This window comes from Streptomyces sp. NPDC001514 (assembly GCF_053597075.1).
In genome coordinates, this window is record NZ_JBSFHO010000010.1 from 146299 (window position 1) to 161127 (window position 14829).

The 14829-nt window shown below is 70.3% G+C and carries 12 protein-coding genes and 2 pseudogenes; 4 read left to right on the forward strand and 10 right to left on the reverse strand.

Annotated features, from left to right (window positions below):
* Positions 1 to 84: 84 nt before the first annotated feature.
* Genes ACWCXB_RS13705 through ACWCXB_RS13715 form a run of 3 tightly spaced genes read right to left on the reverse strand, consistent with a single transcriptional unit; the run spans position 85 to position 3281 of the window.
* On the reverse strand, positions 85 to 861 hold the full coding sequence (locus ACWCXB_RS13705) for an aminoglycoside N(3)-acetyltransferase (protein WP_450722311.1): 777 nt from the start codon (positions 859 to 861) through the stop codon (positions 85 to 87).
* On the reverse strand, positions 851 to 3076 hold the full coding sequence (gene fxsBH / locus ACWCXB_RS13710; protein ID WP_450722313.1) for a radical SAM/SPASM protein FxsBH, inactivated beta-hydroxylase extension form: 2226 nt from the start codon (positions 3074 to 3076) through the stop codon (positions 851 to 853). Before fxsBH ends, ACWCXB_RS13705 begins: the two co-directional genes overlap by 11 nt.
* A 40-nt stretch (positions 3077 to 3116) precedes the next feature.
* Entirely contained in the window at positions 3117 to 3281 is a 165-nt protein-coding gene (locus tag ACWCXB_RS13715; RefSeq protein ID WP_351232986.1) for an FXSXX-COOH protein, read from the reverse strand.
* Positions 3282 to 3511: 230 nt separating this feature from the next.
* On the opposite strand from ACWCXB_RS13715, the gene ACWCXB_RS13720 reads away from it, so the two are divergent.
* On the forward strand, positions 3512 to 4414 hold the full coding sequence (locus ACWCXB_RS13720) for a DUF4231 domain-containing protein (RefSeq protein WP_450722315.1): 903 nt from the start codon (positions 3512 to 3514) through the stop codon (positions 4412 to 4414).
* A gap of 29 nt (positions 4415 to 4443) precedes the next feature.
* Here the strand turns inward: ACWCXB_RS13720 and ACWCXB_RS13725 are convergent, their stop codons facing one another.
* From ACWCXB_RS13725 to ACWCXB_RS13740, 4 genes and pseudogenes are all read right to left on the reverse strand, one after another.
* Positions 4444 to 4923 (reverse strand): hypothetical protein, encoded by a 480-nt coding sequence (locus ACWCXB_RS13725; RefSeq protein ID WP_450722317.1) that lies wholly within the window; start codon positions 4921 to 4923, stop codon positions 4444 to 4446.
* Between the two features lie 141 nt (positions 4924 to 5064).
* On the reverse strand, positions 5065 to 5970 hold the full coding sequence (locus ACWCXB_RS13730) for a S1 family peptidase (protein WP_450722319.1): 906 nt from the start codon (positions 5968 to 5970) through the stop codon (positions 5065 to 5067).
* A 251-nt stretch (positions 5971 to 6221) separates the two neighbouring features.
* Positions 6222 to 6911 (reverse strand): annotated as a pseudogene (locus ACWCXB_RS13735) (DUF1684 domain-containing protein); the annotation flags it as partial.
* Positions 6912 to 7048: 137 nt separating this feature from the next.
* The gene (locus tag ACWCXB_RS13740) at positions 7049 to 8284 is read right to left on the reverse strand and encodes a DUF5685 family protein (RefSeq protein WP_450722321.1); all 1236 of its coding nucleotides are present in this window, start codon (positions 8282 to 8284) and stop codon (positions 7049 to 7051) included.
* 297 nt (positions 8285 to 8581) lie between these two features.
* Here ACWCXB_RS13740 and ACWCXB_RS13745 point away from each other — a divergent pair, with 297 nt between their 5' ends.
* Positions 8582 to 9016: a cell division protein SepF gene (locus ACWCXB_RS13745; RefSeq protein ID WP_450722323.1), complete on the forward strand. Its 435-nt coding sequence runs from the start codon at positions 8582 to 8584 to the stop codon at positions 9014 to 9016.
* A gap of 246 nt (positions 9017 to 9262) precedes the next feature.
* Here the strand turns inward: ACWCXB_RS13745 and ACWCXB_RS13750 are convergent, their stop codons facing one another.
* Both ACWCXB_RS13750 and ACWCXB_RS13755 read right to left on the reverse strand, forming a co-directional pair.
* Positions 9263 to 10453 (reverse strand): acyl-CoA dehydrogenase family protein, encoded by a 1191-nt coding sequence (locus ACWCXB_RS13750; RefSeq protein WP_450722325.1) that lies wholly within the window; start codon positions 10451 to 10453, stop codon positions 9263 to 9265.
* A gap of 77 nt (positions 10454 to 10530) precedes the next feature.
* Positions 10531 to 12243 carry an MFS transporter gene (locus ACWCXB_RS13755; protein ID WP_450722327.1) on the reverse strand — a complete coding sequence of 571 codons (1713 nt, stop codon included), beginning with the start codon at positions 12241 to 12243 and terminating at the stop codon, positions 10531 to 10533.
* A gap of 421 nt (positions 12244 to 12664) precedes the next feature.
* On the opposite strand from ACWCXB_RS13755, the gene ACWCXB_RS13760 reads away from it, so the two are divergent.
* Entirely contained in the window at positions 12665 to 13735 is a 1071-nt protein-coding gene (locus ACWCXB_RS13760; protein ID WP_450722328.1) for a phosphatase PAP2 family protein, read from the forward strand.
* A gap of 131 nt (positions 13736 to 13866) precedes the next feature.
* On the opposite strand, the gene ACWCXB_RS13765 is transcribed toward ACWCXB_RS13760, so the two are convergent.
* Complete coding sequence (locus ACWCXB_RS13765; protein WP_450722330.1) at positions 13867 to 14082, reverse strand: I78 family peptidase inhibitor; 216 nt, start codon at positions 14080 to 14082, stop codon at positions 13867 to 13869.
* A 467-nt stretch (positions 14083 to 14549) separates the two neighbouring features.
* Between ACWCXB_RS13765 and ACWCXB_RS13770 the strand changes: the two are divergent.
* Positions 14550 to 14824, forward strand: a pseudogene (locus tag ACWCXB_RS13770) (cytochrome ubiquinol oxidase subunit I); the annotation flags it as partial.
* Between the last annotated feature and the right edge of the window lie 5 nt (positions 14825 to 14829).

Below are 14829 nucleotides of genomic sequence, written 5' to 3' on the forward strand. Positions count from 1 at the left end.
ACACCCGCACTCACGGATGATGAGGTGCGAGCGAATTAATCATTCCGGAGCAGACCGTGCTTCATCCCCCCATCGGTCAGTCAATCAGGGCCGCTTTTCGGTCATCCACGCCACGGCGTGGTCCACCGCATCCCTGATCGAGAACAACCTTGCGGCCGTTCTTCCCAGTTGTCCCTTCTGCTCCCGATTCCCTTCGATGGCATCGAACGCATCTCCGATGATCCCGAAATCGCTGTCGTCCAGCGCGGTGTCCTCGTATTCCGTCCATTCCGGACCGTCCGCCCCACGCACCACACAGCGATAGCGCCGCTTGGGCGCACCGATGCGGTATTCCGCGAGATGAAAGGCGGTACAGACGGAGAAGCCCACATTGATCATCAGTACACGTGCCCCCGCCCGGTAGAAGGCCCCCATCGGGGAGTCCTCACCGAAATGGGAGTTCAGGGGGTGTGAGGAGAGGAGTTCCTCCGCCCGTCGTCCCAGCGCGGCGAAGGACACCTGCGGATGCGTGCTGCGGACGGCGCCCGGAGCGGTCCGTACGGACTCGGCCAACCGGCCCATACCGGTGGAGGGCGTCGTGGCGGGGTCGAAGGCCGGCATCGTGGCCCGGAAGGCCGCCGCCTGTGTGGGTGTCATACCGGCCACCCGCCGCAGATGGGCGCTGGACGTGTCCGAGTTGTCAGGGGTGAAGGCGGGCACCACCAGGGTGCCCTCCTCCCCCAACACCGTCAGCAGCGCCTCGCGCAGCGTCGCGGCGTCGAGGCCGGTGCCACTGAGCGAGGCGTGGACGAGCACCACGTCCCCCGCCGACAGCCCGAGCTCCGCGAGCCCGTGTGCGAGCCCGTCCCCCTCAGGCGCCACGGGCCGCCTCTTCCCCCAGCCGCGCCAGCAGGCGCTTGCCGTCGACGGTCAGTTCCGGCGCGTGCTCCAGGGTCTCGACGGCCTGCAGGGCCTGTTCGGCGCTGCCCGGCTCGAAGGCGGCGAGCCCTGCCCGCTCAAAGGCCCCTGCCAGCAGTTCCGACACCGGAACCGGCGCCTCCTGCCACGGGGCCCGATGGCTCCACCAGCCGTCCCCGGCATAGAGGTCGGTGACATCGAGCAGGGCGCTCAGCCGCGCCCGCCGGTGGCCGCGCAGCAGCGCGAGCGCCAGCTCCCGCACGTCAGCGCGCAAGGGCAGGCCGAGCGCGCCGAGCCCGTGCCGGCCGACCGAGGGGCCGTTACCGGCCGAGGGGGCCAGCGGGGTCAGCGTGGACAGCGATCCGGCGGCGGACTCGGCCTGTTCCGGCACCCGCTCCCGCAGCAGGCTCCAGGCGCCGGCCAGCCGTCCGGTCCAGTGGGCCGCCGCGTCGAGGCCGAGCCGCGGCAGGACCGGTACGCCGAAGCAGTTCCGGTACGGGTCGAGGTCGTCGATCGCGAGGTCCGGCGCACCGTCCCGGCCGAGCCGGCGCACGGGCGACCAGTCGGCGGCCGGTTCGTCGAGCCGGTCGATGCGCCGCTCGACGCCGCCCGCCCGCACCAGGAAGCCCTTCTCGACGGGCCGCACCTCCGCGGTGCCGCGCTCCCCCGCGTCGGTGAACCGCAGCTCGCCGAGGGCCGGCAGCAGCAGCACACCGCCGTCGTACGGCACGTGCACGGTCAGATCGGGCCCGCCCCGTACGACGGCGGCGGCGACGGACGCGGACAGCCGGGCGGCCGGGGCCGTGGTGGCGCCCGGCCGCTCCTCCTGCAGGGCGTCCAGGGCGTCGAGCAGCCAGCTGCGCGTGTACGGATGAGCCATCACCTCGTCGAGGCCGCCCCCCTCGGAGCGCTCGACGGCGCCCGTGAGCTCCCAGGCGCGGTCCCAGTCCTCGCCGCCCCGCCCGGCCAGCTCGTCGTTGAGGCCTGCGAGCAGCAGCCAGGTCAGCTCGTGCTGTTCGGTGCCGAGGGCCGCGTCGTCGGTCACCGCGGGTGACACGGATGCGGCGGCGGTGCGCAGCTCGATGCCGCGGACCAGGGCCTCCAGGTCGGTGCAGTACACGGAGGTGTTGTCGAAGTCGGTGCCGGTGCGGTACCGGTGGGTGTAGAGGCCGCCTCCGCACGAACGTACGACAGGGCACTGGCGACAGGTCTCGCTGACGCCGGCCAGGCCGAGCTGGCGTGCACGCACGCCGGGATGGGCCGCGACCTCGTCGAAGGAGTGCGTGAAGACGTCGAAGCCGGTGGCGGCGGCGCCTTCGTAGGCGCTCTTCAGGGAGTCGACCTGCTCGAGAGTGCCGTCGGTCTCGACGACGACGAGATCGGTGGGGGCGAGGCCGAGCGACTCGGTGAGGCTGGGACCGCCGGAGAGCGTGGAGAGGACCGACTCGAAGAGCCGCACCGGAACGCGACGGCCCTGCCGGTCCCAGCGGTCGAAGACGGTGAGGATCCAGTCGGCGTACGCCGTGGGCGAGCCGTTGGGTCTCGGGGGCGGCTCGTCCCAGGTGGCGTGCGGCAGAAGGAAGTCGATGCGCGGGGGGTCGAGCTCCATCAGCGCGTCATGGACGGCGACGGGGTCGTTCGCCACGTCGATCGTGCAGAGCAGGCCGAGGTTGAGATGGCGGTAGCGGTCCTGGCTGAGCAGCTGCACGGCCCGGATGACCAGGGGGTGGCTGCTGCGGCCGTCCGCGAAGCGGCGGTGGCGGTCGTTGGCCGCCTTGTCACCGTCGAGGGAGATGCCGACCTTGACGTCGAACTCGTCGAAGAGGTCGAGATAGCGGGGGCTGAGCTGCAGGCCGTTCGTGTGAATCCGCAGGTCGAGCGCGGCGACGCCGTCGAGGGCTTTCGTCAGCTCCTCGCAGATCCGTCGTAACCGGGCGGGGCCCGCCAGCAATGGCTCCCCTCCGTGCAGGATCACTGACACGGAGGGCAGTGCATGGTTCCTTGCGTGCTCGGCCAGTCGCCGGGCCGTCCAGAGAATCGCTTCGTCAGAGATTGTTTTAGGGCGGGTACGCCAGCTCTGATCTGCGTGTTCATAGATATAGCAGTGGTCGCATGCGAGATCGCATCTGCTGTGGACCTTGAGAACGATCTCGCGGAATGGGACCAGGGGTCCTGTCATTCCACCAGTCTAGGGTCAGGCCGGGCGGCCTGGAGCCGGACTAGAGGGCCGAGTTGAAACTCGACACCCGTGCGGAGCGGTCGACGGCAGCGGGACGCACGCGACCCAGCTTCCTGGCGGCATCGGCGCCGCGCACGTCGATCTCGGTGACAGGCACACGATTCTTCTTCGCGGCGGCGAAGGTGGCTGAGGTCTGGAAGGTCACGACGGCCGTCCTAGGTCATCTTGTGCTAACAGGGGTACCGCACCGTTGCAGTGTCGGCGGCACGACTTTACTCTCATGGCCACCCACAGCAACTCGGCACGTACAGCTGAAACAAAAGCGTTGCGCGAGTATTCCCCACTCCGTACGGAACAAGCCATTCCATCGAACGAGTGAAGCCAAATCTGCTGATGGGGGTGCGCATGACCGGGGTTCCCGGACATCTGCAAAGTATGGTCTTCCGAAACGCTGATCTGCCGGTTCTCTTTCACCGCACGGACGAGACAGCCATCTCACGGCAGCGGGAGTCGGTCAACGGCACCCGGCTGCAGCTGCTCCTCCTCGTCCTCGGTGCCGCCCTGGCTGCGCTGCCGTGGCGGGGAACGATCGGCGACTCCTTCCAACTCATGGGCGCGCTCAGCGCGTTGGCGTACGCGGGCGTGCTGGTGGTCAGCTTCCGCGGATCCCGCCATCGAGCAAAGTCGCATTGGCAACTGAACCGCTCCGCCGCGGAGTTCATCCGCTCCATGTGCTGGCGGTACGCGGTGCACGGCTCACCCTTCGACTCCAACGCCCCTGACCCGGACCGGCTGTTCACCACCCGGCTGGAAGAGGGCCTGCACGAGCTGCGCAAGGTGGGCTGGGTGGACCCGCGCGAGAGCGGGGAGAGCGCGGCCGGTGCGGAACTCATCACCACGCCGATGCGGCTGCTGCGGGAGAAGGTATTCAGCGTACGCAAGGAGACGTACGTACGGGACCGGCTGATCGAGCAGCGCAACTGGTACCACCGGCGCACGGAGGTCTCCCGGCGCGCCACTCTGCTGTGGCAGATCACGATCGGTCTGCTCACGCTGCTCGCCCTGTTCTTCGGCACCCTGCGCACCTTCGCCGTGACGGACTCTGCCGAGCCGCTCGGGCTGCTGTCGGCCGCGGCTGCCGCGTGTCTGGCGTGGAGCGAGATCCGCCGGCACCAGCCGCTGATCGCGGCCCACTCGCTCGTGGAGGAGGATCTGGCGGCGATCCACATCGCCATGGAGACCTCGGTGACCGAGCAGCAGTGGCCGTCGGCCGTATACGAAACGGAGCGCATCGTCTCTCCGCAGCACACCGACTGGCTGGTGCGGCACCGCAGTTGACATGCACTCCGGAGGCTGCGAGAGCGGCGTCAGCCGCGTTCGACGCCGTCCCGCCAGATCACGGTGACAGGCTTGCCCCGCTCGCGCGCGTACCGGACGATGTCGCCGGTACCGCCGAGCCCCCGGGCGGGGCGGCCGTCCCAGACGGCGAGCAGCCGGTCGCAGTTGTCGGCGATATAGGCACCGGCCGCGTAATAGGCCTCGTCCGTGGAGTGCGGGTAGGCCATCCGGACCTCCTGGCTGGCGCGGCCCTTGAGCCGGAGGTAGCAGGCCAGCGCTTCCGGGTCGGCGAACCCTTCCTCGTAGTCGCTGCTCGGGATCACCACGGTCAGTGCGGCGCCGCAGTCCAGGGCGATGTCGGCGAAGAGCTGGTCGGCGCCCTCGGCGAGGCTGGAGAGAGCCTCCATGGCTCCCTCGTGCCCGCACAGCGTCGCCTTCATGACGGCCTGGACATGGGCCATCGCCTCGGGCGGGATGCTTCTGTGGCCGGTCACTCCGATGCGCTTCATCCGCCCCCCGATCCTTCTGTGGCCGACCGCTCTGCCATCCTCTCAAAAGTGTGCAATACGTCGAGCCCCCACCCAAGAGTCGGGCGGGGGCTCTGGCGTGTTCGGATCAGTGGACGCCCGGATCGGTGAACGACGCCCGGATCAGTAGACGCTGACGCCGTACGCGCTGAGGGCCTCGGTGACCGGCTGGAAGAAGGTCGTACCGCCGGAGGAGCAGTTGCCGCTGCCGCCGGAGGTCAGGCCGATGGCCCGGCTGCCGGAGTAGAGCGGGCCGCCGCTGTCGCCCGGCTCGGCGCACACATTGGTGCGGATCATGCCGTAGACGATGTCACCGCCACCGTAGTTGACCGTGGCGTTGAGGCCGGTGACGGAGCCGCAGTGGGTGCCGGTGGTGGAGCCGCGGCGACACACGGACATGCCGACGGTGGCATTGGCCGCGCTGGTGATGTCGACGCTGCCGACGGTGCCCGGCTTGGAGATCGAGGTGTTGGTGTAGCGGACGATGCCGTAGTCGTTCGTCGGGAAGCTGGAGCCCGCGGTCGAGCCGAGGACGGTGGTGTGGCCGGAGTTGGACCACCACGTGCCCGCGCCGTCGGTGCAGTGGCCGGCGGTCAGGAAGTACGACGTACCGGAACTGCTGCGGACGTTGAAGCCGAGTGAGCATCGCCAGCTACTCGCATAGATGGCGTCGCCGCCGGAGATCAGCTTGGAGAACGTGCCGGGGGTGCGCTCGATGCGGAGCGCGGCGGCGTTGGTGCCCGCCTCCTGCTTGATCCTGGCGAGCTCGGCCTTGGAGACGGTGGAGTCGGCCGTGACGACCAGGGTGTTGGTCGCCCGGTCGATGTGCCAGGCGGTACCTGCCACATCGGCGTCGAGCACGGCGTCGCTCGCGGCGGAGAGCTGCGTCGCGCTGAACGTGCGGGGTGCCTCGTCGGCGCTGGCGGTGGGGACGGCCAGCGCTGCGGCGGTGACGAGGCCGGTGGTGACGGCGAGCAGACGGATGCGTCTGGCGACGCCGCTTCTGAGGGTGGTGCGCTTGATCCTCACTTCTCGTTCCTCCCGAGGGGAATCGGGGGCCCGACTGTGGGGTGACGGGCCCGTGAGGCGCAGTCAGGAGACGTCGGCGAATGTCCGGATTGCGGATCCGCCGTGCCCCTGACAAGCGCTGCTCGGGAGTATTCGGGGCGTCAACAACCCTCGCAAGGGCGCCTTTCGGCCGCTTGCGGCGCTCCACGCCGAAGGGCCCCGGGCGGTCGTGCTCCGGCCGGGGCTGGTTGTGCTTCTGCCAATGAGACGGATCAGGGGGCGAGCAGGTTCCGTTCGCCGGCCGGAATCTCCACGGGGAGCGTGTTGCCAGGGGGTGGGTAGGGACAGATGAAGTGATCGGCGAAGGCACACGGCGGCAGTGTCGCCCGGCTGAAGTCGACAGTCACGGAGCCTCCCCCGGACTTCGTCCGGATGGACCCTCAGGCCGGCTGCGCGGAGCGCAGGAAGCGGAAGCGGTGACTGCTTTCCCGCTGGTCGCGTCGGCGAAGACGGCCCACAGCGAGCCGGCGGACCGGACGGCGACCTGGAGGCTGAGCGCGGTGCCGCCGGGTTCGAAGACGATCTCGCCGGACAGGCCGGACCGCGCTCCTGTCCGTCGGCGTTCTCGACCCGTACGGTGCGGACTCCGGCGTACGCGTGGAAGGTGCCGGGCACGGCCCGGCGCGGGTCGTACGGCGTCGCCTCGATGCCGTCGAACGCCCGGCGCGCCAGGGCGCCTGGGTCGAAGTCGCGTACCGCGAACGGTCCTTCGCGGCGCAGTACGACCAGTCGGCGCCCGCCGTGCGCGACGCGCGACGTGTGCACCGCGAGCGTGGTCGACCGCCGAGCCGGACCTGGCCGGTCAGGGGCTGTCCGTCGAGCGTGGGCCCGTCCACGTCGGCGGCGGTCAGCACGACCTCGTCACTGTCCTCGCGCCACTTCCCCGGGACGGCCGGAATTCGCTCCACACACGCTCGGCGGACTCCTTCTCAGCCCGTCCGCCGTTTGAGGACGGACGGACGAGCCGTCCGCACAGTGCCGGGTACGCGCCGGGGCATTGGGGACCTGCCCCAGACCCCGAAAAGCCGCCGCGCGCGGCCTAGCAGCCGTCGCAGGGGCAGCAGCAGTCGCAGCCGTCGCACGGGCAGTCGCAGTCGCACTTGTGGCAGCAGCCCTCACGCTTCTTGCGGGACCACGGACCCTCGTACTCCTCGGCGCAGCAGATCCTGCATGTGCAGCAGAGACCGATGAAGGCCGCACAGCCCGCCCAGAAGCCGCGCGGCTGCGGCCTGTGCGGATCGCCGCCCCCGAACCGGGGCGGCAGCCCGTCGGGTCCCCCGGGGCCGCCGGGGCCGCCGGGCATGCCCGCGCCGCCGCCGTACGGGTTGTTCGACCCGTAGGGACCGCCGCCGGGGTGGCCGCCACCGGCGTACGGGTTCCCCTGCGGCGGCTGCTGCCCGTACCCCTGGTGCGAGCAGGTCGTCGTGCCGAACGCCCGGTCGACCGACCGCCGCAGCTCGTGCGCGAGCAGCACATGCAGCAGCTTGTCGTCGACGAACTCCGCGTCGCGCAGAGCGAGCCTGATGCCGTGCAGCGCGTCGTCCGCGAGCCGCCGCGCCTCGCCCAACGAGGTGCCGGTCGCGGTGAGCGGGTTCCAGGCTCCCGACGCGTCGTCAGCTTCCCTGTCCTCCACGGCATCCAGCAGATGCGCGAGCCTTCCGAAGAGCCGGCCCGCCTCGGCCAGCGGTGCGACGTTCTGCGGCCGCCCGGCGAGCACGGCGGTGTGCGCGAAGGCGGCCGCGGTCGCCGTCTCCGTCGGCTCGGTGACGGCCAGCAGCGACGTCCCGGGCCCCGCCACGGCCTCTATCCCGGTCTGCCGGTCGACGGCGTCGACCAGGACCGCGGTGTCGAAGCCCAGCTCCCGCCCGGTCCGTGCACCCGCCCGGTCCCAGCTGAGCGCCACCCGACGGGCCGCCGCGGCCACCGGCCTGCGCGCCAACAACCCGTCCCGGTCGGCAACGTGGTCCCGCACCTTCGCCGACGCCAGCACCAGCGAGACCGCGGCGGCCAGCCGGGCGCCCTCACCGCGAGCGACCGGCGCGGTGCGCATGGCGCGCAGCGGACAGGGCCCCGCCGTGCGCCGCAGCTCCGCCGTACGCGCCGTCTGAGCCTCCGTCAGAACCGAGACGATGAGCCCGTCGTAGTTCGTGACGACCCTGGCGAACTGGCCGTGGTCGGAGCGAAGTGCCAGACACAGCCCGCAGAGATGGGCCATCCATTCCGTCTTGAGGCCGTCCGTGAGCCGATGGGTGCAGGGTCTGACGATGCCGAACACGACGTTCCCCCGAGAGTCGTTCGAGTGCGCGGGCGGGCATCGTACCGGCCGATGCGTTCACCCGTACGCCCACGGCGTCACCCATCCGGCCCGACATTTATATTTTGCTCCGATATGAGGCTTATGAGGCGCCCTCAGGCCCTGTACGCAGCAGGAATCTTGACGAATCGCCACATCTTCTGCACCAGGTACGTCACGAAACCCCTGCGCGGCGACTATCCACTTGGCGCGCGATCCGCATCATGGACGACCATAGGGATGCGGAACCACAAGTGACCGCGGTGAAAGGAGGCGTCCATGGCATCGGTGCGCAAGGCGAGTGCATGGCTGGGGCTCGTCGAGGACAACGACGAGCGGTACTACGACGACGAGTACGCCGAGGGTGCGGGAGCTGCCGACCAGTGGGTGACCGACCCGCGGGTGCGGGTGGCCTCCGAGTCGGCGCTGGAGCAGGGTCGCCGGATCGCCACCATCTCGCCGGACAGCTTCCGTGATGCACGCGCCATCGGGGAGCTCTTCCGGGACGGCGTCCCGGTCATCGTCAACCTCACGTCCATGGAGCCCACCGACGCCAAGCGTGTCGTGGACTTCGCGGCCGGGCTGACCTTCGGCCTGCGCGGCTCGATCGAGCGCGTGGCGACCCGGGTCTTCCTGCTGACCCCCGCCGACACGGAGATCGTCAGCGGGGAGACGTCGGGCAGGACCACCGACGGCTTCTTCAACCAGAGCTGAGGCCGGGGTGGTTTTCGGCCGGGGGTCCGGGGGGGTGCCCCCCGGAAAATGCAGCAACCAGAGCTGAGGCCGGGGTGGTTTTCGGCCGGGGGCCCGGGGGGTGTCCCCCGGAAAATGCAGCAACCAGAGCTGAGGCCGGGATGGTTTTCGGCCGGGGGCCCGGGGGGTGCCCCCGGAAAATGCAGCAACCAGAGCTGAGCAGGGCGCTCGCGCAGTACCTTCCGGTGCCCCCAGGTAGCTCCTCGCCTACCTGAAGGCATCCAGACCGGTGAGCGCCTTGCCCAGCACCAGCTGGTGCATCTCGACGGTGCCCTCGTAAGTGAGCACCGACTCGAGGTTCGTCGCATGCCGCATCACGGGGTACTCGAGCGAGATCCCGTTGGCGCCGAGGATCGTGCGCGAGGTGCGGCAGATCTCGATCGCTTCCCGTACGTTGTTCAGCTTTCCGAAGCTGACCTGCTCGGGGCGGAGCGTCCCGGCGTCCATCCGCCGCCCGAGGTGGTGGGCGAGCAGGATCCCCTTGTGCAGTTCGAGCGCCATGTCGGCGAGCTTGGCCTGGGTGAGCTGGAAGCCGCCGATGGGCTTGCCGAACTGCTCGCGCGTCTTCGCGTAGTCGAGTGCCGCCTCGAAGCTGGAACGGGCCGCGCCCATCGCGCCCCAGACGATGCCGTAGCGCGCGTGGCTCAGACAGCTGAGCGGGCCCTTCAGCCCGGTGACCTCCGGCAGTACGGCATCGGCGGGCAGCCGCACGTCGTCCATGACCAGTTCACTGGTGACGGACGCCCGTAGAGACCACTTGTGCTTGATCTCGGGGGCGGAGAAGCCTGGCGCGTCGGTCGGCACGACGAAGCCGCGGATGCCCTCGTCGGTCTGTGCCCAGACCACCGCGACGCCGGCGACCGACCCGTTGGTGATCCACATCTTGCGGCCCGTCAACACCCAGTCGCCGCCGTCGCGCTTGGCATACGTACGCATTCCGGCCGGATCCGAGCCGTGGTCCGGCTCGGTCAGCCCGAAGCAGCCGATGGTCGAGCCCTCCGCCATGGACGGCAGCCAGCGCTGCTTCTGCTCCTCGGAGCCGTACTTCCAGATCGCGTACATGGCGAGCGAGCCCTGTACGGAGACGAGGGAGCGGATACCGGAGTCGGCGGCCTCGAGCTCGAGACAGGCCAGTCCGTACTGGACGGCGGTGGCGCCCGCGCAGCCGTAGCCGGTCAGGGACATGCCGAGCGCACCGATCGAGCCGAGTTCGCGGGCGAGCTCGCGGATGCCGGGGAGTTCGCCGCGCTCGTACCAGTCGGCGATGTGCGGCAGCACGCGGTCGGCGGCCCAGGTGCGGACGGTGTCGCGGATCGCGAGATCCTCGGGGTCCAGCAGGTCGTCGATGCCGAGGGGGTCGGCGGGGTCGAAGGGCGGCAGCTTCGAGGATGCGGACATGAGGGTGCCTCCGGCGGCTCGCACGGCGCTGGCAAAACCTAGCGGTGTTAGTTAATGCTCGGCGCCGACGTTACGGCTCAGTGTGCCGCGCGTCCAGCGCCGGCCGCACCCGCCGCCTCCGCGGGTGCGCGGCGCGCCGGGACGGTCACGTGGTCGCGGGACTCGGCCGGCTCATGCGAGTTGCGCGGCTCGTGCGACTGGTGTGGCTCGTGCGACTGGTGCGTCGCCTGCTCGGGCAGCTTCGCCGGCTGGGCCGCGCAGTCCATCTCCTTCGGCAGCCGCAGCGCCGCCAGCGCCCCGAGCAACAGCAGCCCGGCGCTCACCAGCAGCGTGACGTGCAGACCGTGCACGAACGAGGACCGCGCCGCGATCCGCAGAGCGTCCCCCGCGGGTCCGCCCAGCGCGGCCGCCACCTGATAGGCCTCTCCGAGCGAGTTGGCCGCGGCGGTACGGGCGGCGCCGGGCACGCCGGAGGCATCCGTCAGCCCGGGGGCGTACGCGGCGTTCATGACGCTGCCGAGCAGCGCAATGCCCATTCCGGCACCGAGCTGGTACGACGTCTCGCCGATAGCAGCGGCCCCGCCCGCCTGCGCGGCGGGCGCCTCGCTGAGCATCGACTCGTACGCGGCGAAGAGCGTGGTCTGCAGCCCGAAGCCGAGGAGCACGAACCCGGCGGTGAGCAGCAGCGGCCGGTCGTCATGCCCCATCAGCGTCAGCAGCAGCACGGCCGCGGCGGTCGCCACGAAGCCCCACCCGACCATCCGGCGCGGGCCGATGCGGCGCAGGGTGTACGAGCCGGTCGCGCCGGCCGCCATGGCGGCGAAGGTGAGCGGCAGCAGCCGCAGCCCGGTCTCCAGCGGGCTCAGCCCGAGCACCAGCTGGAGGTACTGGACGGCGATCAGTTCAAGGCCGACCAGCGCCAGCATGGCGAGCACGATGCAGCCGACCGCCGTGGAGAAGGTCGCCCGGTGGAACATCCGCATGTCGATGAGGGGATGTGCCCGGCGTCGCTGGCGGCGTACGAAGAGGACGAGGAGCAGGGCTCCGACGAGCAGCGGGCCCGCGGTGCGGAGCTCCAGCAGGCCGTGGCCGACCCCGAGACGCTTCACGCCGAGGACCATGCCGAGCACACCGGCCGCGGCCATCAGCGCGCCGACCACGTCCCAGGGGCCGTCGCCGCTGCCCCTGGACTCGGGCAGCAGCAGGCGGCCGACCGGCAGGATCAGCGCCATCAGCGGAATGTTGATCAGGAAGACCGAGCCCCACCAGAAGTGCTCGACGAGGAAGCCGCCGAGCACCGGTCCGGTGGCGGCGCCGACGGCGGCGACCGCGGTCCAGATGCCGATGGCCGTTGCCCGCTCGCGCCGGTCGGGGAAGACGGCACGGAGGATCGAGAGCGTCGCGGGCATGATCATCGCGCCGCCGATGCCCAGGAGGGCGCGCGCCGCGATGAGCACCTCGGGGGTGGTGGCGAGGGCGGCGACGGCGGACGCCGCGCCGAAGAGCGCGTAACCGAGCAGCAGCACGCGTCGGCGGCCGACACGGTCACCGAGCGTGCCGAAGAGGATCAGCAGCGAGGCGCAGACCAGGGGGTACGCGTCGACGATCCAGAGGAGCTCCACGCCACTGGGGCGGAGGTCCTCGGTGACGGCCGGCACGGCGACATGGAGCACGGTCGCGTCGAGCGCGACCAGGAGCAGGCTGACGCAGAGGACGAGAAGGACGACCCAGCGGTTGACACCGCCACCGGTGGCACGCGGGCGTGCTCCGGCCGTGATCGTCCCGAACATCCACGTACCTCCCATGAGTCTCTCGCGTCGGTGGGCCAGCCGGGGCGGGGCCCGCTGGGCGGCCCGGCATCGACGGGCGAGTGATCAGCCAGCGTACGCGAGTCCGGGCCGGTGGCGCGTGGCGCACCTCTCACCTCGACGGGCCGCGGGGTGTGGCGTACGCCACGCCCGACGCGCCAGGGAGTGGTACCCGCTGTGCTCCGAACGGCCCCGTAATTCCGTGCGGCAATCGCGTGAACTGTTTTCCCGCGTACAAACACACTTACGGAGAAGGCCACCTCAGCAATAGGGCACAAGGTCACTTCCATTTCGACTGCGACCGGGAATGAATGTGCGGCTGAGACATACTCCACATCACATCGTCATCACGAACAGCCGGGATCGGCCTGGCCCCACACTCACTCGCTGTAACGTCGATTGGGTGCGTACCGACATCTTTGCCCGTCTGGACCGGGAGCCGGAGCCGCCGAAGATAGAGATCCCGCGGATGAGCCGCACCCGTCTCGCCCTCTTCGGCGGGACGTCGGCGTTCTATCTCGCCATCGTCGTCGCCGTGCTCGTCTCGTCCTGGCTGGTGACCCTCGACTGGAAGGTCATGCTCTTCCGGCCGTATCAGCAGTGGCCGGAGCTGCACGCGTTTCTGGACTACTTCGTGGTGCTCGGCCAGCGCGGCCCCACCGCCGTGATGGTGGCGGCCTGGCTGGGCTGGCGCTCCTGGCGGCAGCACACCCTGCGGCCCCTGCTGGCGCTCGGCGCCGCGCTGCTGCTGCTGAACGCGACGGTGGGATCGGTCAAGCTGGGCCTCGGGCGGCTCGGTCCCCACTACGCGACGGAGATCGGCTCCGCCGAGCTCTTCGCCGGCGGCGATATATTTCCTTCCGGCCACACCGCGAACGCCGTCGTGACCTGGGGAATCCTGGCTTACCTCGCCACCACCCCGCTGGCCCGGCGCTATCTCTCGGCGTTGTCCGCCGTGGTTGCCCTGGGTGTCGGACTCACGACCGTCTACCTCGGTACGCACTGGCTGAGCGACGTCCTGCTCGGCTGGGCGGCCGGGCTGGTGATCCTGCTGGCGCTGCCCTGGTGCGAGCCGGTGATCGGACGCGCCGAGGACTTCATCCTGTCGCTGCGCGATCGGGTGCGCGACCAGCTGCGGACGCGCCGTCTGCCGGCGCCTTCGCTTCCGGTCGCCTCGGGTGGTCCGCGGCCCGCCATATATCCGCAGCGGGTGGCGACGGAGGAAGGCGAGCCGGTGCGCAGGCAGGTGGGCGCGGGAAGCAGCGGCGGCCGGACGCCGAGCGCGGGTGCGGCGGCTGCCACCACGGCTGCCACGACTGCCACGGCGACCGCGCAGCTCACGCAGTCACGCCCGCACGCGGTCGTGCGCTCGGGGCACGGCGTGCACACGCCCCACCCCCCGCACCCCAATCCGGTCGCCCCGGTCGGCAGCCGCCGGCCGCCGCGCTCACGGCCGGTGCCCGGCAGCGGCTGACGGCTCCGTCATATCCGCGGGGGACGGTACGCACAGCCTGTCCCCCGCACATGGTGAAGGCCCCGACCGAGGTCGGGGCCTTCACCATGTGCGGGCGGCGGGACGCACAGCTGAGGCCACGTCAGACTGCGTCAGCCCTTCCAGCAGCGGATGACCCTGCCGCCGTCGACCTCGAAGTTCAGTCGGCCCACCAGATATTCCATGGTGATGATGGCGCCCGGCGGCAGCGATCTGACGGTGCTCCACCCCCGGCTGCGGGCAAGGCGCTCCGCCCGGTCGGCGTCCAGACCGACATACGTTTCGGGGGCGTCGTCGGGTTCTGCGGAAGGGGTCGGAATCGATGCCATGGACCTCACCGTAGGTGGCGGCGGACGGTGACGGAAGTCCGCGGGAGCGGGAGTGGGTACGCGTATCAGCATCCCCACGTACCTCAGCCGTCACACTTGTGTCACAGGATCACGACACGCGTTTAGCGCAGGCCCGCCCATTTGTGCGGATAATCGAAGTCGCCCCCACAGGAAATTCACGGATCCGCCCGAACTTCACCGGACGCCCCCATTCCAGACTGCTGAATTTCTTCTGTCGCAGTCTTTTCACGCACCGCGGGAAAGTCGGGAATTCATCATTCCTTATGCAATCCCTACTTCAGGACGAACCGGCCGGCACCCGTACGCGTATCACAGCGTGGATCCGTGTGGTTCCGGACGAGGCCCGTCCGCGGACCGCGGGGGGCGACGACGGGGACGGACACCGCTGGGGCAGCCGCCGCCGAGGCACCCTTGCAGAGGCGGGGCCGGATGGCCGTGGACTGGCTCACGGCCTGCAGCAGTCCCCCGGTGTCGGCATCGACCTGTGGATCATGGGCTTGCGCTCTCCGGCTTCGGCACGATCCTCACCTCGGTGAACTTCCTGGCGGCGGGATCAGCGGGATGCGGGCGCCGGGCATGACGATGTTCCGGATGCCGGGTCTTCTCCCGCAAGCCGATCTTCGGCTACGTCACGCTCGTGGGCGCCACCATGGCCCTCACCGGACTCTCGGTGGTGGTGTGGGCGCACCACATGTTCGCCATCGGAGCGATCGCCCCGCCCGGCCT

Bases quoted from the DNA above. Each gene is read 5' to 3' on its own strand.
- ACWCXB_RS13720 (WP_450722315.1), top strand. From the start codon at position 3,512: ATGGTCTTCCGAAACGCTGATCTGCCGGTTCTCTTTCACCGCACGGAC.
- ACWCXB_RS13765 (WP_450722330.1), bottom strand. From the start codon at position 14,082: ATGGCATCGATTCCGACCCCTTCCGCAGAACCCGACGACGCCCCCGAA.
- fxsBH (WP_450722313.1), bottom strand. From the start codon at position 3,076: ATGACAGGACCCCTGGTCCCATTCCGCGAGATCGTTCTCAAGGTCCAC.
- ACWCXB_RS13750 (WP_450722325.1), bottom strand. From the start codon at position 10,453: ATGTCCGCATCCTCGAAGCTGCCGCCCTTCGACCCCGCCGACCCCCTC.
- ACWCXB_RS13725 (WP_450722317.1), bottom strand. From the start codon at position 4,923: ATGAAGCGCATCGGAGTGACCGGCCACAGAAGCATCCCGCCCGAGGCG.
- ACWCXB_RS13755 (WP_450722327.1), bottom strand. From the start codon at position 12,243: ATGTTCGGGACGATCACGGCCGGAGCACGCCCGCGTGCCACCGGTGGC.
- ACWCXB_RS13745 (WP_450722323.1), top strand. From the start codon at position 8,582: ATGGCATCGGTGCGCAAGGCGAGTGCATGGCTGGGGCTCGTCGAGGAC.